Here is a 20236-nt window from a genome sequence, read left to right as displayed (position 1 = left end):
AATGCGTCGTACTTACTTCGACTTTTTCAAACACTTGCTGGATTTCAAGGGTACCGCTGACCGGATGCAATACTGGGTGCCAGTGATTATCAATTACATGATCGGCGCTTTGCTCGTCATCTGCATCGCTTTACTCAAAGGCGACACCTTGCGATCAATCATGACTGGTGGTGCTGACATTCATCTCGTTGGTCGGCTGGTGTTGATGGTGGTGTGGCTGCTACTGATCTCTGTTAAAGTCCGCCGATTGCATGACATTAACCTGTCAAGCTGGTGGGTGTTGATCGATTGCCTGCCAGGAATAGGTGCGATCGCCATGACGGTGGTCGGGCTGATACCTACTAAGCGCAGTCGCTGGCGTGCAGTTCAATAACTTACAGGTGTGACGATGCTGCTTGAATAAATTTCAGGCAGCTTTTTTTTGCGGCGAATCAGGCGTGACCAAAGTGAACGCGGTAGTGTTATTTCGCGAGAAATGTAGGCACTTGACAGTTAGACCCTTGACAATCAATTTTCATGCCGTTACACTTATTGCTTGTATTCATGAAAACAGATAGATGGGAGTCTTCATTTCGCAAAAAGTTACGCAAGAAACACAAGCCGTTGCACACAGCCGCGGATTGTTGGTGGCAGTCGTGATTATCGGCGCATTCGTCTCAATGCTCAACCAAACCGTGTTGTCTGTTGCTCAGCCAAGTTTGATCAGTGCATCTGATATCAGCGTATCAACGGTACAGTGGTTGTCCACCGGTTACGCCTTGATCGGTGGCATATTGATCCCGATCTCGGCATGGATGGCTGATCTGTTCAACACCAAGCACCTGCTGTCGGTATCACTAGCCTTATTCTTAGCAGGAACGGTATTGGCTTTCACTGCCGGAAACTTTGCGATTCTGTTATCAGCACGGCTAATTCAGGCTGTTGGTGCAGGGATTCTATCAGGGTTGACCATGACCATTCTTTTCTCCGTATATCCTAAAGAAAATCGAGGCACACCGACGATGTTACTCGGTATTGTGTTCGGGATCGCCCCTGCTGTCGGCCCAACACTAGGCGGCTATATCGTTGATAACTTCGGCTGGCGGTATATCTTTGGTGTAATGGCACCAATCATCTTGATTGCCTTGATCATGTCAATGCTGTTCATGGCCGATGTTGTTCCACATAAGCCAACGCCGCTAGATTGGTTGTCGGTTGCTTCATCAAGCGTCGGCTTCGGCGGCATCCTCTACGGTGTATCGGTGGTCTCTGATGACGGCTGATCAGACAGTAAAGTAATTGCTAGTCTAATCGTAGGTGCTTTGATGGTAGCCGTGTTCATCTGGCGACAGCTGACGATCCCTCATCCGATGCTAGAGTTGCGGATCTTTACGCAAGGTAACTTCACAGTTGCTGCGGTGATTGCGGCGATCGCCCAGATCAGTATGGTTGACGTTGAGTTTATCTTGCCACTGTATCTGCAAAATGCTCGCGGATTGTCCGCAACGAATTCTGGATTAGCCCTATTGCCGGGTGCGGCTTTGATGTTTTTCTTGGCCCCAATCTCCGGCAGTTTAGTTGCTAAAAACAAAGGTCGTCAAGCGGTATTGTTCGGTATCACCGTCATGACAATCAGCACCTTAGGATTGACTTTCATTGGCTTGACCACCCCAATCTGGGTCGTAGTCGCACTGTACGCATTACGAAATGTTGGTTTGACGTTTGCGATGATGCCTGCTGGCACGATGGGTATGCACTCATTAACGCCTGAGTTGATCAGCCACGGCAGTGCCGGGAACAACGTTGTTCGTCAAGTCGGTGCGGCGATCGGTACGGCTGTGCTGGTTTCAGTATTGCAATCCGTATCGATGAATGATGCACCCAAAACGGCATTATTGCATACTGATAAAGCCGCTTATGCTCATGGCATACATCAAGCGCTTGTCAGCGGCTCACATGCCGCCTTGATCGTTGCGACGGCAATCGGTGCGGTCGGAATCGTGTGCGCGTTGTTCCTAAAAAACCCGGTTACGCATCAGCAAGAAAAAGCGGCATAGGAATCTTAAATCGTAGCACGGTCATGACTAGCAACACCCAACGCGCCGGCTTCAGGTGGTTTCCTAAGCGTGGTCTTGGGTGTTATGACTATGGCCTTTGGAATTTGCAAAAAAGGATCAACGAGTACGCAGGTGCATACTGCTTGTTGATTCTTTTTTTGCGTTAATTTCACTAAAGACATCGTTTTAACGAATGACGCGGTTGCTCACTTCGAAATTTTCAATGAAAATGAACGATTTGCTATCGCTATTGCAGCTCTTTTCACATTTGGTGTTGTATCGGTATTACTATACTAAATCCAAATAAATAAGACTGCCAAAGTAACAGCAGTCTTAATTGTTGAGGTGGCACATCAGTGGCACATTCCAGCAACAGTATATTTGATATTGGTACCGCAATACATTCCATGAATCGTATTGTAACTGGATTCTGTACCTTAGTCGTTCGAGAAACATATTTCCCGGGAAATGTTGTGCCGGATTCAGACAGGATGCACGCCTGATCTTGACGGGTAAGAGCCCATCACAGACGCTGCTTTTGGGGAATCCAGCTCATTAGGCAGACCGCCGTCAAGACGAGCACGATGCCGGTAAATTGCAGAAAATGAAAACCGAGGGCGAGGAAGATAATCGAGAGCACCGTGGCCGTGAGTGGTTCGAGGTTGCCGATCATACTGGCAGTAGCTGGGCGCAGGGTCTTGAGGCTGGAAACGTACAGGATGTAAGCGAGAAAGGTAGCGCCAAAGATGATGAACAGGATGGCAACCCAGCTCCATGAGTGCAACCCCGCCGGCATGTGCCAGAACGGGCTCAGGCAGTTCATGACTAAACCACCGATTGCCAGTCCCCAGGCCACCACGACTAGGGGTGGTTCGTGCTGTAGTAATGGCCGTGGCAGCAGCGTGTAGGCGGCGCCGGTCAGGGCCGCCACCAGTCCCCAAGCCAGCGCAAGGGGTGCCACGTGAAGTTGGGTGACGTTACCATCTGTAACCAGTAGGAAGACGCCAATGAGGGCGACAATGATGGCGATGGTGTCGACGGGGCGCGGCCACATTCGTTCGCGGACACACATGACCACGGTGATGATGGCTGGCACCAGTGACAACATGATGGTGGCGATGGCGGCGTTGCCGTAGAAGATGGCCAGTAGGTAGCTAAACTGGGCGAGCGCGACACCGATCAGGCCAAAGGCGACCAGGCGGACCGCGTCGGCGCGACGATGCCAGACATGGAAGAGAGGCTGGTGAGTCACCCAACCGTAAATCAACATGGCCAGCCCCGCCCAGGCCAGGCGCATGCTGACCAACCATGCGGGAGTGGCGTTGCTGGTGTTAAAGATGACGTTACTCAAGACGCCGCCGACGCCCCACATGGTTGTGCCCATGGCCGCACGTAAAGCGACGGTCCGTTTCGATGTTGTCTGCAATGACTTTGCCCCCAGTGACTGGTTGTTGGTGATGGGTACGTCGCCAGCCGATTCCCCTTAGTATAGCAATAAATACCGCCCGTGCAGACATTTTTGCGTGACCCATTTGCATTGGGGTGGGGCGGAGCGGGTTTCAACGCGGTATACTACATTATAAGTAACCAAAACGGAGGGCGAAGCGATGGCTTATATCGAAGTGCAGGATGAATCCAAAATTTACCAGATGGGGGAGACCAAAATTGTGGCTAACAACGCGCTCAGCTTTGAAGTGGAAGCCGGTGCGTTGACGGTCATACTCGGCCCTAGTGGTGCCGGTAAGTCGACGGTCCTGAACATTTTGGGCGGCATGGATTCGCCTACCAGTGGCCGGGTGCTAGTTGATGGCACCGATATTGCCCAGTTTAACGCCAAACAGTTGACGGAATACCGGCGTCGGGCCGTGGGTTTTATCTTCCAGTTTTACAACTTGATTCCTAACCTAACCACGCGTGAAAACGTCGAGATGGCGGCGTCGCTAGTGCCCGACGCGTTGGATGCCGACGAAACGTTGCGCGCGGTTGGCTTGGGTGCACGTCTGGACAACTTCCCCGCCCAATTGTCGGGTGGTGAACAACAGCGGGTGGCTATTGCCCGCGCGTTGGCCAAGAACCCGCAACTGCTGCTGGCTGACGAACCGACTGGGGCATTGGACTACCAGACGGGTAAGCAGGTGTTGCGGTTGCTGGCCGATGCTAGTCGCCGCGACGGCAAGACGGTCGTGATCATCACGCATAACGCGGAGATCGCCAAGATGGCGGATCGCGTCATTCGCATCAACGACGCGCAGGTCCGTAGCGTCACGGATAACCCCGAACCGCTGTCGGTCGACGCGGTTGAATGGTAGGTGGCGCGTATGTATCGCAAAATTTTGAATACCATGTTGGGCCGCAGCATTCGCCGTAGCCTGGGCCGCTTTGTGGCCATTATTTTAATTATTATGCTGGGCGTGCTGGCGTATGTTGGTGTGAAGGGGATTGGTCCCGCCTACACCGATTCCGCCACGACGATGGTGGACAAACAGCACTTGGCCGACGTGACGGTCACCAGTACGGCCGGCCTCACGCACAGTGATGTCCGTGCGGCCCGGCAGGTCAAAGGGGCACAGGTCATGGCAACCAAGAGCCTCTTTGCGTTGGCGCGCACGGATGATTCCGTGGTGGCAGTTAACGGGTACACGAATAACCGGCAACTGAACCGGCTGATGCTGACAAGCGGCCACCTGCCACGGCACGCGAATGAAATCGTGCTCGACGCACGGGCGCATGATTACGGGCATTACCGGCTGGGCAGCACCTACCGCTTTGCCAAGACCAGCCACTTGCAGCGGCGGACTTACCGCGTGGTCGGTTTTGCCAACTCACCACAGTTTATTGACTCCACGTATAATCAGGGAAACGCCAACATTGGCAACGGGCAGGTGGCCTACTTTGCGTACGTGCCGGCCCGAAACTTGGATCTCAACGTTTACACGAGTATCAGCTTTTACTTCCAAGGTTTAACTCACGGCAATAGCTTTAGTGACGGGTACAAAGTCCGTGCGGCACACAAAGTCACATTGGTGAAGCACGCCTTACGCGGGCGGGCGGCTACTCGGCGGCGGAGCCTGATCAAGACGGCCACCGCCAAAGTCGACGCGCGGTTGACGAAGGCGCAGACGGCGTTGACGCAGTTGGACCAAGCGGCTACGGCGGGGATGACCACCCCAGCCATGCAACAACAGCGGACGACCCTGACGGCTGTCGTGGCCAAATTACAGGCCGCCAAGCAGTCGGTTGCCAAGCAGGTACCGACGCCGCAGTTCAGCTACACGAAGCGTAGTGACCTGAGTGGCTTCGCGGACTACGGGGAATCGGCGCAACGCATTGCCGCTATTGGCAACGTCTTTCCCGTGTTCTTCTTCCTGATCGCGGCCCTGATTACGTTCACGACCATCTCGCGGATGGTGGCCGAGGACCGGAGCCAACTCGGGACCATGAAGGCGCTGGGTTACGGGACGGCGGCGATTAGCCGAAACTACTTTATCTACGCGTTACTAGCTGCCATCTGTGGCACCACGCTGGGGGCCGCCATTGGTAGCGAACTCCTACCACGCCTGGTGATCCAGATGTCCGGCAGCAATACTTCCATCGTCCGGACCGCCGTCATCAATTGGCAGTGGGACAACATTGGGTTGGCGCTAGCGTTTGCCCTCGTGGCGACGGTCGGGGCGGTCGCCATTGCCATTAGTACGGAGTTGCGGGCCAAACCCGCCGAATTAATGCAGCCCAAGGCCCCGAAAGCGGGTAAGCGGATCCTTCTGGAACGCATCACGCCACTCTGGCGGCGGTTGTCGTTCAACCGTAAAGTTAGCTACCGGAACCTCTTCCGGTTTAAGTCGCGTATGCTGATGACCATCATCGGGATTGCCGGCGGCGCAGGGCTGATTGTGACCGGCTTTGGGATTCGTGATTCGATCAATGCAGCGGGGACGCGGCAGTTTGACGACATCATCCGGTATAGTGCCGTCGTGACGTTGGGCGATAACGGTACGCCGACGACGGCGCGGCGGGTGCTGAACAAAGATGCGCACTACCAGCGCAGCACCACGGTCCTGTCCAACACCGTCAAAGCCCAACGTGCGGGCCATAACGTCAGCTCAATCAGTCTGTTTGTGCCCACCAAAACTAACAACCTGCACGGCTACGTGAACGTGGAAACCACCAAAGGCGACAGTATTAAGTTGACGGCCCGCGGGGTGGTCTTGACGCAAAAGGCGGCCACCATCCTCCACGCTCAGCGGGGGAGTCGGGTGCGGCTCAAGTTACCGAATGGCGCTCACGCCCGGGTGCGGGTCACGGGTATTGCGCAGAACTACACCGGTCACTTTGCTTACATGACACGGGCGGCGTACCGTGCTGCCTTTGGTCATCGGGCGCGTACTAACGCACTGTTGGTGCGGACGTCTACCCAGACTACCAAGCAACGGCGGCACCTGTCGGAGCGGCTATTACGTGACGGTGGGGCCATCAACACTAGCTATGCGGATGACCAGCGGACAACGATCCAACAAATGAGTAGCAGCATGGATACCTTCATCGTGATCATTATTGTACTGAGTGGTCTGTTGTCGTTCGTGGTGCTGTACAACTTGACCAACATCAACGTTTCGGAGCGGATGCGCGAGCTATCGACCATCAAGGTGTTAGGCTTTTACGATGGCGAGGTCACCATGTACATCGTGCGCGAGAACATTATCCTCACGATTGTCGGCATCCTCGTGGGCTTCTTGTTGGGCAACGGTTTGACTGCGTTTATTCTGAACCAGGCGGCGTCGGCCCAAATCATCTTCCCGCTGGTCATTCACTGGCCGGGATACCTGTTGGCAGCCGTCCTCACTGCTGCGTTTACCGCCATCGTCATGTGGGTCACGCACCGGCGTTTGCAGCGGGTCGACATGGTCGAAGCGTTGGCGGCGCGGACGGACTAAGGTGCTTGTTTTTACAATGTAAGCGTATTAAAATGCTCTGTTGTTATGTGTGTTATTTAAATTTGATGATGGAGTGATAATATGCGCAAGCATCTGGGAATTGCGTTGATAGCAATAGTTGCATTAGTACTCCCGTCATGTGGGCATACGGCTAGTCACAGTGCAGCTAACGGTACTAGTAGCTCCCGCTCTGCAAAAACTACGCGGGAGCAACACGTTAATACTCATTGGACCGAGGCGAAAAGCCACCACTTGGATCAATATATGAATCAATTTGGCACGGAAATGGGTCAGTCGTATGGGCGCGTTACCAAGAACGTGGAATTTCGCTGGTACAACATGTCAATTAAGCAGTACGTGACTAAAGGTAGCAATATTCTTGTTGGTGGTAAAGCTAGCAAGGTTGTTTGGTTCCCCAAAAAGAATCGTGACTCGCGTACAAAACTAAACGTACTGAGTAGTTACGTTGATATTACTAGTCATGTTTGGTACTTATTTACCTACTCAAGCAAAGACGGGTATCGAGTTTTGGTGACTCAAAAACGCGCCCGTGGTGATGGGCTGGTCCCCTTTGTCCAAACTAGTAATCAGCAGTTACGCAGTGCGTTTAAAAAGATTGTTAGGGGACAGACGATTAAATCCAGCAGTACCGCCAGTAATAAAACGCAGGCAAGTAGTAATGCCAGCAGTACTAGTTCGGGTGCTAGTGCTAGCTCGAACGGTACTACTGCCGTTGTGCCCGCTAAGCAAGAACCGCAGTTTCCGGCAGCCATGCAGGGTACTTGGTATAGTTACACCTCGGGGTCAGATTATGAACCGGCAGGGTACACCAAGGTGGTTATTAGTGGCAACAAGATGACCACGTCACAGGGTGACACAACTGAGTACACTGAACTGCACGATACCAGTGAATATACAGCAGCTGAGCGTCGATTTATGGATTGTGGTAATTATGATGGTTTTGTGATGGATGAATATAGGTCGGATCATTGGGGAAAAACGGACACCTTTGAAGCTAACGGTTACCAATGGTTTAATGTTCGTGGTTGGTATCAGAGTGCTGGTGACGGGGAAAGCTTTTGTGTGATCAACCGTTCGGTGGATGGACAAACTGTTCCGGTGCTGACGACTGGTTATGGCGCTGGTACCTGGGTTGATAAGCACATGTACCGGACCCCTGAACTTGCCCATCAACAGGCCGACGTTGACTATCCGGGCGACGTAGTGCAATCGGATGAGTAGTTGTTGAGACTCTGAATATTTAACGCCCGCATTATGTTTAATTTACAGCACAGGGGCCGGTATCCACTATCATTGGTGGATACCGGCCCCTGTTTGTATCTATTTATTTATTTATTGGCCGGACTAAATAGACCGGTGAGTGAACCATAACGTAATACGTGGCCATGGATGCTGCGCATGAAGTCGTGGTAACTGGCCCCGCTAGGTAAAGGAAGGCGGGTATCCAGCGCGTACACGGTGAATACGTAGTGATGGGTTACCCGGCGCAACCATGTTGGTTTGGGCCCACGGTAACCATGGCGGCCTAGAACATCGCCCTGTATGGCCCCAGCAATCTCGTTGACGTGGGCTCCGGGGAGAATGTGGCTGGGAATACGGTCACGGGGGTCGATATTCCAAATGACCCAGTGTGGTAGCGTACGGTGGCCCAGAACATCCGCGTCCACCATGGTGACGGCCATGGTGGCGGTTCTTGCCGGGATACCCATTACGTGAATTTCAGGACTTTGGTCACCGCCCCACGCCGAATTTGCGTAACGCATGGTATGACCATCACGAAAGTCCGGACTAGAAACAAGTAACGATGACACAACAACACCCTCTTCTATCATAATGATTGCCCTTACTGTACACCCAATCATGGTTGGGACAAAGGGGGTCCCACCAATTTTTTAGATGTTTCACCAAATAATGTAAGCGCTTGTATCGATAAAGGCCTGGTGCTGTGTTTTGTGGGGGAAATGTTGGGCTGATGATGGTTTGGGAGGTTGACTAATTGATGGTTGCACTATGTGTCGGAGTGACGTATAGTTAAACCTGTCGTTTCGACATATGGAGGGCTACATGTACGAGTTATTAATTCTGGGCACCCTGATGTCTGGGGATATGTCAGGGTATAAGTTACGGAAGATTTTAGGCATTGCTTTAGTACCGCGACGGAAAATCTCCAACGGGGTCATGTATCCGTTGTTAAAACGTTTGGAGGCAGACGGCTTCATTCAACAGCGGGCTGCACCTGGTAGTACGCGGGGCACCAAGGTTTCCCATATTACCGCGCGTGGTCGGGAACACTTTCAAGCGTTAATGGCTGCCCCCGTCACCACGGATGTTCGGCGTGAATCGGTCTACCAGTTCAAGGTGCGGGGCTTTGCCGACGTCCAGCCAGACGTTCAGCGGACCATCCTCACTGCCTTTGGGGACATGGTGCAGACGGATCTGGACGAATACCTCCGGGCGCGAAAGCACTTGGAGACCTTCCTAGCGACGGAAAATAATCCGGAGTCCCGGGTCGCCCACCTGGAGTGGACGATTCAAACCCTAGATTTGAATATCGAGCTGTCCAAAACCAAGCAACGGTGGCTGCGATGTTGCCTGCAGAAAATCAACAGCAGTACAGAAAAGGAAATGAACAATGGTAAATGATACACAAAAGCATCCCCACCGCTGGTTAGCACTAACCGCAATGAGTCTCGGCACCTTCATGGGTTTACTGGACGTCACCGTCGTGAACGTCGCGTTACCCACCATGGTGCGGCAATTTAATACGTCCTTTACGAACCTGCAGTGGGTGCTGAACGCTTACACGTTGGTTTATGCCGTTTCACTCATGATCATGTCTAAGTTGGGTGACATGTACGGGCGCAAAAAGATTTTTTTGGGCTCACTCATCCTCTTTGTCGTGGCCTCGGCTGTAAACGGAATGGCCTCCAGTTTATTCGTCCTCGATATTGGGCGTGGCGTTCAGGCCATTGGTGGGGCCGGGATGAATTCCCTAGCGATGGCCTTGGTGGCCTCGAACTTTGAAGGCCGGCAGCGGGGCACCGCGTTGGGGATTCTAGGTTCAGTGATTGGTATTTCGTCAGCGTCAGGGCCACTGATTGGCGGGTACCTCGTGGAGCACTTTGGTTGGCCGTCCATTTTCTACGTTAACGTGCCGGTGGGAATTGTCACGGTCATCATGACGATTATTTTCGTTCAGGAGACGCCCAGCTACGGTGAGAACGAGCGGGTCGACCTGTGGGGGATGTTGCTCTCAGCAGCCGGGCTGTTCAGCATTATCTACGGCCTCATCGTCAAGGAATCCCATCCTGGTTGGCCGTGGTTAGGGTTGCATGTCGGGGGCTGGTTGGTTGCCGGTTTGATCATCATGGTGATCTTTGTGGTGGTGGAAAGCCGCCTGCAGCAACCCATGCTGAACGTCGCCTTTTTCAAGGAGCCACATTTTATCGGTACCGTAATTGTGGCCTTTGCGTTGGGCGCGGGCATCTATTCGTTTAGTACCTTCCTGACGGCGCTAATGCAAAACTACATCGGTTATTCGGCGCTAGCTACCGGGGTACGGCAGCTAACGATTAGCATGTGGTCCCTGATCCTGGGGCCACTGACCGGTATCTTGGGCGCACGCTTTCCCAAGAAGCGACTCATTGGCTTCAGTTTGTTAATTGGGGCCATGGGTTTTCTCGCCATCGCCAATGCAGTGGGGCCGCAGGTTAGTTTTGCGAACCTCTGGCCCGGGATGGTGCTGATTGGGATCACTAACGGGATGGTCAACCCGCTGCTCAACACGGCCGGCATGGAAGGTGTCGCCCCACAGGAGATGGGAATGGCGTCTGGCTTGATCAACGTGTTCCGGCAACTGGGTACGACCGTGGGTGTCGTCGGGTTTGGCCTCGTTCAGGATACCCGCTATGAGCAATACCTCAGTGCTCATTTAAATGGTACGGGGATGCCGGCCAAAATGACTGCGGGGATTCACGCGGCGCTAGTGACGGCCGGGCCGTTTTCCGGGCACAGTATTGCCTGGTCAGCGCGCCTCGCACGGACCCCGTTTGTGCATGCGGTCTGCCAGGTCGTTTTGCGGGCATACGACCGCGGCATGGGTGCAGTAGCCCTGTGCGCTGCTGCAGTGGTAGTTGTCGGTAGTTTGGCCGCACTGCTATTAATGCGCGGACCCGTGGCTACGGATGCACAAACTAAAGATTAAGCACGATGGATCAGCTGATTAGCTGGTCCTTTTTTATTGCAGCGGGAGGACTGGTTGTGGTGGTGGTCGCAGGGCAAAGTAAAGCTGCAGGTACGCGATGAGTGTGAGCGATTGGTGGGGAAACGGCATGGGCCAACTCTCCTTTGCGTATTGCTACGGGGATGACCATACTATACCGAACAAATGTTTGTAGTGGGCTTTTAAAAACGCAGGGTTGGCTAATAGTTGCCGGTTTGCCCGCTGAATCGTCAGTTGACGTAGGTGGTAGACGTTGTTTGTGTTCCCGGTTTGTGGCGACACGACAAAAAAGCCGCCCTTGTCCGGACGGCAGGTAGATTACTATTAACGTTGTTGGGGCGTGTGGTGGTGATTGCGGTTGACATGCCGTTGATCGAACCACCGTTGCATACGTTGTGCGACGCGGGCCTCCATGGCGGCGCGTTGTTCTGGCGTCATGTTGGCAAAGCGAGCGTATATCTGGCGCTGCCTGGTGGGGTCAACGTTTTGGTCGAGCCAGGAACTAATGCTAGGAGGCACGCCGGGCGCTTGCGGCTTGGTTGCCTTCTCGGCGACGCCACTTGCGGCTGACGTGTTTGTGGCGTCTTTGTCAGTGGGCGGTTGACCATTAGTGATTGCTTCCTGGGCGTTACGCAGGAATTCACGCTGGGCTTTGCGAAAGTCGCGCAGGTCGTTCCCGGATAGTTGCGTGAAATCGTGCTGTTGCTCGGTGGGCAACGCCGCGACGTCGTACATCTCTTGGCGGGCGGAACTGTTCAGCAGAAACATGACGATGGGGTACGCCAAGAAGACAAATAAAGAAAACTCCGGTTGGACGAAGGCTACCACCAAGGTTGCTAAGCTGAGCGCGTCCATCACCCGGTTGGTGTTACCGTAGATCTTTTGGTACACCTGGCGCATCTCTGTAGCCTCGGTATATTGGAGGTGAACAATGGCTTTGGTGAGGAAACGGAACAGCAAGTTCACCACCAGTTGCAACGCGCCGTACAACACCACCGTGATGGTGGTAGTGTTGCTGGCCATCATGTTGGTCAGCAATGGCATCAGCGACAGCGGCATCAGGAACAGCATGTCCAAAATGACGATGCGGTAGGTCATCGTGGTGATTTCGCTAAACGCCGTCCCGTGCTGATACCACATATTAGCGATAAAAATAAAACTAATGAAGTAAATGCTGACGGACTTACCCAGTTGCAGGTAGTTATGTAGCGAATCATGCAATACTGGGGGAATGTTGAGTACCATGATGGTGATAATAATCGCGATGATTGCATCACTAAAGGCGTCCAGCCGATTCTTGAGTTTTTCCATGGTTGCTCCTTTTTGTAATTGATGCTGTTATTTTAGGCGTTAATGGGGGCGAGTACAAGGGCGGATACAGGTACATCTCGGGAGCGGCCATGGTGATAAAAAGGCCAGTAATTAGCAAAGCGCTACCATGGTTGATTGGCTGGGCACTAGCAACCCAATAAAAAATTTCAAAAATCAGTTGACAGCGCTTACTGAACCCATTAGTATGAATATTGTAATCAGACGGGATTGTCACTGGTTCGACCAGGCATTACCTACACGTTGAGGCGTATTGACGCTTCGTGCGGTGTAGGTATTTTTTTGCCATTGAGGAGGTTGTTATCGTGCGGTACATTAAAAAAATCAATAACAACGTCGCTTTGGCAAAAGATGAATCTGGTACTGAATGGGTGCTACTCGGGCGTGGAATTGGTTTTGGTAAGAATGCCGGTGATGAAGTGCATACCGATGAGGTTGATCGCCGGTTCAAAGCCGAGGAGGATACCGTGACCCACCAGAATCCACCCATGATTTTGGCCAACATTGATCCCGCCATATTACAACTAGCATCAAAGGTCAGTCAGGAAGCAGGGGATTTTCTAGGGATCCACTTTAGTAATTACAATTACTTGGCGATTGCTGACCACATTGCCTTTGCGCTGGAACGCACGCAGCGGGGTGAGGACTATCCCAATGAGTTTCGGTGGCAGGTGGGGCGTTTGTACCCCAAGGAGTACGCTGCGGCCAAGCGTGCTCTGGCAACTGTCAAAGCCGAAACGGGTGTGTCGTTACCAAAGTCGGAGTTGACTTTCTTTACCTATCACTTTGTGAGCGCGCAGAGTGACGCCACGCTGGTAGAGGACACCGTCGAAATGACGGAGTTGATTAATCGCGTGGTGGAAATTGTGAGTTACTCGTTCCAAATGCAATTGGATACTTCGTCACTAAATTATTCCCGGTTCGTGACGCATTTACGGTACTTCGTCGTGCGGCAGATCCATGGTGAAAGTGGTGGCGAGGAGTTAGACCCCACGATTGGGCAGGTGATCCGCATGAAGTATCCCAAGGCCTATGAGGCTGCGGGCAAAATTGCGGCCTATCTGGAACAAGCGCGTGGGTGGCACATTAGCAATAATGAAAAATTATATATTACGCTCCATGTATGGCGTTTAACACGCAATAATCATTGATATTTGTGGATTGTCACTGGTTCGACCAGGCATTACCCAAATATTGATAGAGCAGGCTGAGGTATTTAGGCTGCACTATCAATATTTGGGTTTTCTTTTACCCTGGGTCGCGCCAAATGGGTAAGAATGAATGGAGGAAACAATATGGCTGACAATGCGGCAATTGCGGCAGGTGTCATCAAAAATGTTGGCGGTAAGGATAACATCACCAACGCATGGCACTGTGTGACCCGCTTACGGTTCAACTTAACCGATAAAGATAAAGTCAATATGGATGCCATCAAGGGCATTAAGGGCGTCATGGGCGCGCAATTTTCTGGCGAACAGTTTCAGGTCATCATCGGGAATACCGTTAGCGACGTTTTCGATGAAGTACAGGCACAACTTGGTGGTACCGGTAGTGGCAGCGAAAGCACTGCAAAAGAAGGCATTGTATCCAAACTCATGGATGTCATCTCGGGTATCTTCACGCCTATCCTGCCCGCTTTAGCGGGTACTGGATTGATCAAAGGTGTGTTGGCACTGCTGGTCGCCTTTGGTTGGATGAACACCAAGGGAAGTTGGTACCAAGTACTGTACATGATTTCCGACAGTGTATTCTACTTCTTACCGTTCTTCGTGGCTGTTACGGCAGCGCGGAAGTTTAAAACTAGCGAGTTCTTTGGGCTTTCCGTGGCGGGTGTTTTGCTCTACCCAACGATGGTCAACGCGTATAACGCGGTTTCCGCGGGTAGCCACGTGGCCGCCATCAAATTGTTCGGGTTGTTGAACGTGCCGTACGTTAACTACACGTCCTCAGTAATTCCCATCATCTTGGCCATCTGGTTTATGTCCTACATTCACCGTTGGGTCAAAGGGTGGATGCCCGGTGCCGTGACGATGATGTTTACGCCAATGGTGACGTTAGTGATTACCGTTCCGTTCACTCTGGTCGTCTTTGGCCCACTGGGTAACTACGTCGGGACGTTCCTATCCGCGATCTTCGTTTGGTTGTTTGCCCACATGAGTGGGGTGGCCGGACTGATTCTGGGTGCGACCCTGCCAATTATCATCATGACCGGGATGCACTACGCGTTTGTACCAGTGGTCATGAGTAACTTCAAGACTTTAGGTTATGACCGGACCCTGTTACCGATCAACTTCATTACTAACATGGCCCAGGCCGGCTCCGTCTTTGCCGTTGCCGTCCGGACGAAGAATGCCGAAACGCGGCAGTTAGGTATTTCTACCGGTATTTCAGCCCTGCTGGGTATTACCGAACCCGCAATGTATGGGATCAACTTGAAAAAGAAGAAGCCATTTTACGCATCCTTGGCTGCTGGTGGGATTGCCGGCGCCATCGTCAGCGTACTGGGCGTCAAGGGTTACGTGATGCCTGGTCTGACCGGGTTGACCGCTTTGCCAGCATTCATCAAGGCCAACAACATGGCCAACCTGTACATTATCATTGGTGGTATTGCTCTTAGTTTTGTTTTGGCCTTTGTCTTTACGCTGATTCTCGGATTTGAAGATGACGTTGAAACAACTAAGCCAACGGCTACCAAGCAGCAGAGTGCACTAAGCAAGGTAACGACTGCCGCGGGTGTTTCCATCCTGGCACCAATCAAAGGGGACGTGGAAGCACTTGACCAAGTCAACGATCCTACCTTTGCTCAGGGCATTATGGGCAAAGGAATGGCCATCATTCCTAGCGATGGTGAAGTTGTTGCTCCAATTGCAGGGACGGTTACCGTCCTGCCCGATAGCAAGCACGCGATTGGCATTAAGGGTGACGACGGTACCGAGCTGCTTGTTCACATCGGTATCGACACCGTGGAACTCGGCGGCAAATACTTTACTACCCATGTGCACGTGGGTGACCACGTGGATGCCGGTGATGCGGTCATCTCGTTTGACCTCGACGCCGTGAAGCAAGCGGGCTACGATCCGACCGTCATGGTCATCGTCACCAACAGCGGGGACTTTAAGGATGTTCTGCCCATGAACGAAGAGGGCGTCATCTTCCCGCAGGAACAATTGTTAATGGGCATTCGTTAATTTAGGTATTTGAAAGGTAGGTTATCTGTATGTATCGAGAAAATGTTCCCACTGGCTTTAAGGATGGCTTTCTCTGGGGTGGCGCCACTGCCGCTAACCAGGTCGAAGGTGGTTGGAATCGCGACGGCAAGGGCCTAACGACGGCCGAAGTTGTGCGCAAAGCCGACGACCGGAAGAACTTTACCATGAGTGATGTCACCAAGGAGAGCATGGCGGAAGCTATTGCCGATAAGTCGGACGAGCATTACCCTAAGCGGCGCGGGGTCGACTTTTATGACCACTACAAGGAAGACATTGCCCTATTTGCCGAAATGGGTTTCAAGGCGTACCGGATGTCGATCGCATGGGCCCGGATCTTTCCACAAGGTGATGATCAGGAACCTAACGAAGCGGGCTTGGCGTTCTATGACCGGGTGTTTGATGAACTGGCCAAGTACAACATTGAACCAGTGGTCACCCTGTCTCACTACGAGATGCCGTTACACCTGACGGAAAAGCAAAACGGGTGGGCCAGCCGGGAGACCATCAACGATTTTCTACGGTTTACCAAGACGGTCTTCACCCGTTACCAGGACAAGGTCAAGTATTGGTTGACGTTTAACGAAATCAACTCCACGACGTTTGGGTTTACCGGCAGCGGGGCTATCGACGCAGGACTTTCCGAGCGGGAAAAGACCCAGATTCGTTACCAGTCATTACATCACCAGTTTATTGCCAGCGCCCTGGCCGTTCAGCAAGGCCACAAAATCAACCCCGAATTCAAGATTGGGTCGATGTTGGCACGGATGCAGACCTACCCGGCCACGCCAAATCCCGACGACGTGCGGGCGGCGCAACAAAGTGATGATGCCAACCTCTTCTTCACGGATGTGCAGGTACGGGGCGAATACCCAGAGTACATGAACCGTTTCTTTGCTGAACACGGCGTGAAAATTGCGATGGAACCAGGGGATGAGGCCATCCTGAAAGCAGGTAAGGTCGACTTTCTGAGCTTCAGTTACTACATGTCGACGGTCACGTCAGCTAAGCACGCTGGCGACACGACGATGGGTAACCTGGTCTTTGGCGAAAAGAACCCATATTTGCAGACCAGTGAGTGGGGCTGGCAGATCGACCCCGTCGGACTGCGGATTACCCTGAATACATTCTGGGACCGTTATCGTGTACCATTGTTTGTTGTTGAAAATGGATTAGGCGCCGAGGATAAGCTAACTGCTGATGGTCAGGTTCACGATAGTTACCGCATCGATTACCTGCGGCGACACATTGAGCAGATGAAGGAAGCCGTTAAGGACGGTGTTGATCTCATGGGATACACCATGTGGGGACCAATTGACCTGATCAGTGCATCCACATCGGAAATGTCCAAGCGTTACGGGTTCATTTACGTGGACCAGGACGATGAGGGTAACGGTACGTTAAAGCGTATCCGCAAGGACAGCTTCAAATGGTACCAGCGTGTTATTGCAACGAACGGCGAGGACCTGGGTGAAGAGTAGTTGCCTTCATCACCCCCTGTATCACCAACGTTACCAACAATGAAAACAATTTCACTAACATTGGTCTACACCCTTGCATTCGCTTACAATATGTGTAAAATATTATTTTGTAAACGTTTTTAAACAGACAAGCGCGTTTTGCTGACGTATCACGAGGACCTCCTGTTCACCGGCTGGGGGTCCTTTTTTTGTATACCAGAACGACTAGGCATAGCCCGGTATTTAATAGTGGTAGCGCCAAGTACTGTGGCCGTCAGGCCCGTTTTGGCCTCGGGGTTGGGGGTGCGTTACGCGGAAACTTTTGCGCGATGTAGTTCGGCGCAGAAAACCAGGTGTGGGCGGGGGACGTAGCTCGATGCCACTCCAAACATTTCACCCACAAAAAACGGGTCCCTACTTTCGTCGGCACCCGTTATACGCGTTACTTCGCGTTCCCAGCGTCTCTAGTGTACGCCTATCACTAACCAAAGTCGCCTGGTAACCGCGTATACACGGTACGTGGTTGCGCTTAGCAACCCGACCCTAGTTGACGTCGATCTGCGTGCCCAACAGCCGTGGCCGCCCCAGCCAGTAACCCTGGACCACGTCACACGGGTACTTCGTGGTAACAATATTCATTTCGCTTTGGGTTTCGATGCCCTCGACGGCAAAGGCTTTGTGCTGGCGCTGCACTTCGTTGTACCACGAAGCCAACAACGGTTCGATTTCTGGGAAGGTCTTGCACGGCCGGAGATCCTGGCAGGCAAACTTGAATTCGGCAACGGAATCCTCCATACCCGCAATTAGTTGCTCGTTGTTTTGGCCTACGCCCACGTCGTCAATGCAGACCAGGAGGTTGTTGTCGTGGAATCGCTGGGCGGCCGCCTGAATTTGGTCAAAGTTGACGCCGGGGTCGCGCCGTTCAGTGAGCTCAGTGAAAAGGTTGATTTTGGTACGTGCCTGAATCCGCGCGACCATTTCCATAAACGCAGGGTCAATAAATTGCTGCTCTTCCAGGTTAAAGGATAGGAGTCGAATTGATGACGACATGGTGTCGACGATATTGCCAAGCAAATCGCCAATCGTGTCGACGGTAATGGCGTTAAAGTCCTGGGGCAGCACCCATTCGTTGCCTTGCCGCTTACGGATGAATAATTCATAGCCAATCGGCAAGTTACTTGAACCATCGCCGGCAAACTTGGGTTGGCCAAAAAAACGGTACATAACGTTTCCTCCCGGTATGCCGCTCATGAAAATAAAAATGGCCCGTGCATGGTCTTTCACATGTACGGGTCGTGTGCCAAAAAAACTGGCCTGAGCAAGCAAATATATACATTATTGATGTACTAACAACTAATCGTTCAATTAGCTATTTCTCTATAAATCTAGCAGATTTATGCCATTATGACAATATCAAAGGATAATTATTCACTATTTATTTACATACGGTTTCATCCGCAGTACGACAAACGCACCGCCCGGTCGGGACGATGCGTTTTGATGGTGCTTGTGAATTTTTAGTCGTGCAAAGTGAATTGTAGCTTCATCCGTGGTGCGGCCAGTTTGAGCATCTGGCCCAGCAACTTAGTGGAGTTCTTCACGTTGATGGCGGCCATCTGGTCGTTGACACCAGCAAGATAACTTTGCAGGTCGTCCTGATCCGCAGCGGCGGCATCGGCCTGAATCTCCAGGTGGCGTGCGGCGGCGGTCGTGTTCTGTTCGTAGAGGTTTTCAAAGTCTTCGAACAGGGTAAAGTCGCTGTCGCCGAAGATTGCCAGCGTGTTTGCTAGCCAGTACATGTTGGCGGGGTCGTATTCGCCGGTCGTGTTCTTGTACGGCGCCGGCGTGTCATTGACGTTAGCGTAGAATGGCAGGACGGCGTTAAACGTGTTCGGGCCAAAGGCGAGCCAGTGGATACCGGCAATCGCGTCGGGCACATCGTTGCGAATCTGCAAAATGTGCAGCTCTTGGTTCCGGTTGATACCAATTGGCCGGTACAACTTCTTTTCGGCTGGGGTCCCGGTGGTACCATAAACGTCGTATGGCGTGTTCTGGTAGTGAGAGCTGAGGACGAACTTCACGTCTTCAATGCTGATTTTCCGGTCCGTCCGGCAGATGAACGGCAGGTCCTGGTCGATCGGCGTCGTGTCGAATTCGGGGTTGAAGTACTTCTGACCGTACCATGCCCGTGGGTTATTGTAACGCGTGTCCTTGATGGTTGCGGAGCCAAAGATATGGCGCAGGTCGTAACCTTCACGGTCTGGGTTGAGGTGGTACTTGTCAATCAGGTCCTGGAGGTCGGCACTGGCCATGTAGTTTTCGTGGTCATCGAAGTCAAAGTCGTCGATGTTAAAGCGGTTCGGGGCAACCACGTACGCGTCGTCCGGGATCCGGACTGCGGCCCAGTGGTGACCGGCGATGCTTTCAAACCACCATACTTCGTTATGGTCGGAGAAGCCGATACCGTTAGTTTCGTACGTTCCGTACTTCTCCAGCAGGCTGCCGAGCCGTTCTACACCCTCGCGGGCACTGTGGATGTACGGCAGGGTGATGGTCGGCATGTCTTCTTCACCGAGACCTTCTTCTACCAGGGGGTCGACGCCGAGAATGCGGCTGTTGGTCGTGATCGTTTCGGTGGACGTCATGGCAACGTTCTCGCTGTTGATACCAGCAGCGGCCCAGAGTCCGTGGCCGTCGACGGCTTCAGGAGTGGACGTGTAACGCAGGGGGTTGTCAGGCAGGTCAATGTTGAACTTGCTGAGAACCGACTGGTAGTGCCGGGGCTGGTCTTCTGGCTGGACGACCACGAACTTCTGTGGGTGCAGGGGCTCGTTACCGTCTTCGTTGCGGGCGATGATGGTGGAACCGTCAATTGACGCGTCTTTGCCGACCAGAATCGTGGTGCAAGAACCTTTGATGCGTTTGGTCATGGGATTACCTCTTTCTATTCATATGATGCCTTAATTGTATAGCTTGTGGTGGGGAAAGGCCAACGGGTACCGCCAATTTTTGTTGTGATTTGGTGGTCACT

Annotated in this window: 15 protein-coding genes and 1 pseudogene; 11 read left to right on the top strand and 5 right to left on the bottom strand. The window is 52.6% G+C overall.

Translation table 11 applies throughout. The features are described from left to right. The first annotated feature begins 1 nt into the window (after position 1). The 3 genes from FD19_RS04815 (at position 2) to FD19_RS09575 (ending at position 2036) form a co-directional block, all read left to right on the top strand. Positions 2-373: a DUF805 domain-containing protein gene (locus tag FD19_RS04815; RefSeq protein WP_054749789.1), complete on the top strand. Its 372-nt coding sequence runs from the start codon at positions 2-4 to the stop codon at positions 371-373. A 184-nt stretch (positions 374-557) separates the two neighbouring features. Continuing rightward, complete coding sequence (locus FD19_RS09580; protein ID WP_054749791.1) at positions 558-1262, top strand: MFS transporter; 705 nt, start codon at positions 558-560, stop codon at positions 1260-1262. A gap of 42 nt (positions 1263-1304) precedes the next feature. After that, positions 1305-2036 carry an MFS transporter gene (locus FD19_RS09575; RefSeq protein ID WP_082619506.1) on the top strand — a complete coding sequence of 244 codons (732 nt, stop codon included), beginning with the start codon at positions 1305-1307 and terminating at the stop codon, positions 2034-2036. Positions 2037-2559: 523 nt separating this feature from the next. On the opposite strand, the gene FD19_RS04805 is transcribed toward FD19_RS09575, so the two are convergent. Beyond that, a complete protein-coding gene (locus tag FD19_RS04805; protein WP_082383799.1) occupies positions 2560-3462 on the bottom strand; it encodes a DMT family transporter in 903 nt (300 codons plus the stop codon). A gap of 181 nt (positions 3463-3643) precedes the next feature. Between FD19_RS04805 and FD19_RS04800 the strand changes: the two are divergent. The 3 genes and pseudogenes from FD19_RS04800 to FD19_RS04790 form a co-directional block, all read left to right on the top strand. Next, a pseudogene (locus tag FD19_RS04800) lies at positions 3644-4153 on the top strand (ABC transporter ATP-binding protein); the annotation flags it as partial. 201 nt (positions 4154-4354) lie between these two features. Continuing rightward, complete coding sequence (locus FD19_RS04795) at positions 4355-6967, top strand: ABC transporter permease (protein ID WP_056969248.1); 2613 nt, start codon at positions 4355-4357, stop codon at positions 6965-6967. An 81-nt stretch (positions 6968-7048) separates the two neighbouring features. Then, a complete protein-coding gene (locus FD19_RS04790; RefSeq protein ID WP_082383800.1) occupies positions 7049-8209 on the top strand; it encodes a DUF4767 domain-containing protein in 1161 nt (386 codons plus the stop codon). Between the two features lie 107 nt (positions 8210-8316). On the opposite strand, the gene FD19_RS04785 is transcribed toward FD19_RS04790, so the two are convergent. Then, complete coding sequence (locus tag FD19_RS04785) at positions 8317-8799, bottom strand: YbhB/YbcL family Raf kinase inhibitor-like protein (protein WP_054749805.1); 483 nt, start codon at positions 8797-8799, stop codon at positions 8317-8319. A 253-nt stretch (positions 8800-9052) separates the two neighbouring features. Here FD19_RS04785 and FD19_RS04780 point away from each other — a divergent pair, with 253 nt between their 5' ends. Together FD19_RS04780 and FD19_RS04775 are read left to right on the top strand one after the other, a co-directional pair. Next, entirely contained in the window at positions 9053-9631 is a 579-nt protein-coding gene (locus FD19_RS04780; RefSeq protein ID WP_082383839.1) for a PadR family transcriptional regulator, read from the top strand. After that, positions 9621-11192, top strand: a complete 1572-nt coding sequence (locus FD19_RS04775) for an MFS transporter (protein ID WP_056969247.1) — start codon at positions 9621-9623, stop codon at positions 11190-11192. The genes FD19_RS04780 and FD19_RS04775 overlap by 11 nt, the downstream gene beginning before the upstream one ends. A gap of 342 nt (positions 11193-11534) precedes the next feature. Here the strand turns inward: FD19_RS04775 and FD19_RS04770 are convergent, their stop codons facing one another. Beyond that, positions 11535-12521: a TMEM175 family protein gene (locus FD19_RS04770; protein WP_054749807.1), complete on the bottom strand. Its 987-nt coding sequence runs from the start codon at positions 12519-12521 to the stop codon at positions 11535-11537. Positions 12522-12844: 323 nt separating this feature from the next. On the opposite strand from FD19_RS04770, the gene FD19_RS04765 reads away from it, so the two are divergent. The 3 genes from FD19_RS04765 (at position 12845) to FD19_RS04755 (ending at position 17226) form a co-directional block, all read left to right on the top strand. Beyond that, entirely contained in the window at positions 12845-13690 is an 846-nt protein-coding gene (locus FD19_RS04765) for a PRD domain-containing protein (protein WP_056969246.1), read from the top strand. A 144-nt stretch (positions 13691-13834) separates the two neighbouring features. Then, entirely contained in the window at positions 13835-15727 is a 1893-nt protein-coding gene (locus tag FD19_RS04760; protein WP_056969245.1) for a beta-glucoside-specific PTS transporter subunit IIABC, read from the top strand. A gap of 29 nt (positions 15728-15756) precedes the next feature. Continuing rightward, on the top strand, positions 15757-17226 hold the full coding sequence (locus FD19_RS04755; protein ID WP_054749814.1) for a glycoside hydrolase family 1 protein: 1470 nt from the start codon (positions 15757-15759) through the stop codon (positions 17224-17226). A 522-nt stretch (positions 17227-17748) separates the two neighbouring features. On the opposite strand, the gene FD19_RS04750 is transcribed toward FD19_RS04755, so the two are convergent. Together FD19_RS04750 and FD19_RS04745 are read right to left on the bottom strand one after the other, a co-directional pair. Continuing rightward, positions 17749-18429, bottom strand: coding sequence for an EAL domain-containing protein (locus tag FD19_RS04750; protein ID WP_056969244.1), 681 nt, complete (start codon positions 18427-18429; stop codon positions 17749-17751). 293 nt (positions 18430-18722) lie between these two features. Continuing rightward, entirely contained in the window at positions 18723-20135 is a 1413-nt protein-coding gene (locus FD19_RS04745) for a C69 family dipeptidase (protein ID WP_054749818.1), read from the bottom strand. Positions 20136-20236 lie beyond the last annotated feature (101 nt).

It is taken from the genome of Lacticaseibacillus thailandensis DSM 22698 = JCM 13996 (assembly GCF_001436135.1).
Lineage (GTDB): Bacteria > Bacillota > Bacilli > Lactobacillales > Lactobacillaceae > Lacticaseibacillus > Lacticaseibacillus thailandensis.
Note: the sequence above shows the minus strand (reverse complement) of the source record. Positions and strands in the feature narration are given on the sequence as shown.

Coding starts and splice junctions, on each gene's coding strand:
- FD19_RS04760 (WP_056969245.1), top strand. CDS start 13,835: ATGGCTGACAATGCGGCAATTGCGGCAGGTGTCATCAAAAATGTTGGC.
- FD19_RS04815 (WP_054749789.1), top strand. CDS start 2: ATGCGTCGTACTTACTTCGACTTTTTCAAACACTTGCTGGATTTCAAG.
- FD19_RS04775 (WP_056969247.1), top strand. CDS start 9,621: ATGGTAAATGATACACAAAAGCATCCCCACCGCTGGTTAGCACTAACC.
- FD19_RS04770 (WP_054749807.1), bottom strand. CDS start 12,521: ATGGAAAAACTCAAGAATCGGCTGGACGCCTTTAGTGATGCAATCATC.
- FD19_RS04745 (WP_054749818.1), bottom strand. CDS start 20,135: ATGACCAAACGCATCAAAGGTTCTTGCACCACGATTCTGGTCGGCAAA.
- FD19_RS04750 (WP_056969244.1), bottom strand. CDS start 18,429: ATGTACCGTTTTTTTGGCCAACCCAAGTTTGCCGGCGATGGTTCAAGT.
- FD19_RS04780 (WP_082383839.1), top strand. CDS start 9,053: ATGTACGAGTTATTAATTCTGGGCACCCTGATGTCTGGGGATATGTCA.
- FD19_RS04790 (WP_082383800.1), top strand. CDS start 7,049: ATGCGCAAGCATCTGGGAATTGCGTTGATAGCAATAGTTGCATTAGTA.
- FD19_RS04795 (WP_056969248.1), top strand. CDS start 4,355: ATGTATCGCAAAATTTTGAATACCATGTTGGGCCGCAGCATTCGCCGT.
- FD19_RS09580 (WP_054749791.1), top strand. CDS start 558: ATGGGAGTCTTCATTTCGCAAAAAGTTACGCAAGAAACACAAGCCGTT.
- FD19_RS04755 (WP_054749814.1), top strand. CDS start 15,757: ATGTATCGAGAAAATGTTCCCACTGGCTTTAAGGATGGCTTTCTCTGG.
- FD19_RS09575 (WP_082619506.1), top strand. CDS start 1,305: ATGGTAGCCGTGTTCATCTGGCGACAGCTGACGATCCCTCATCCGATG.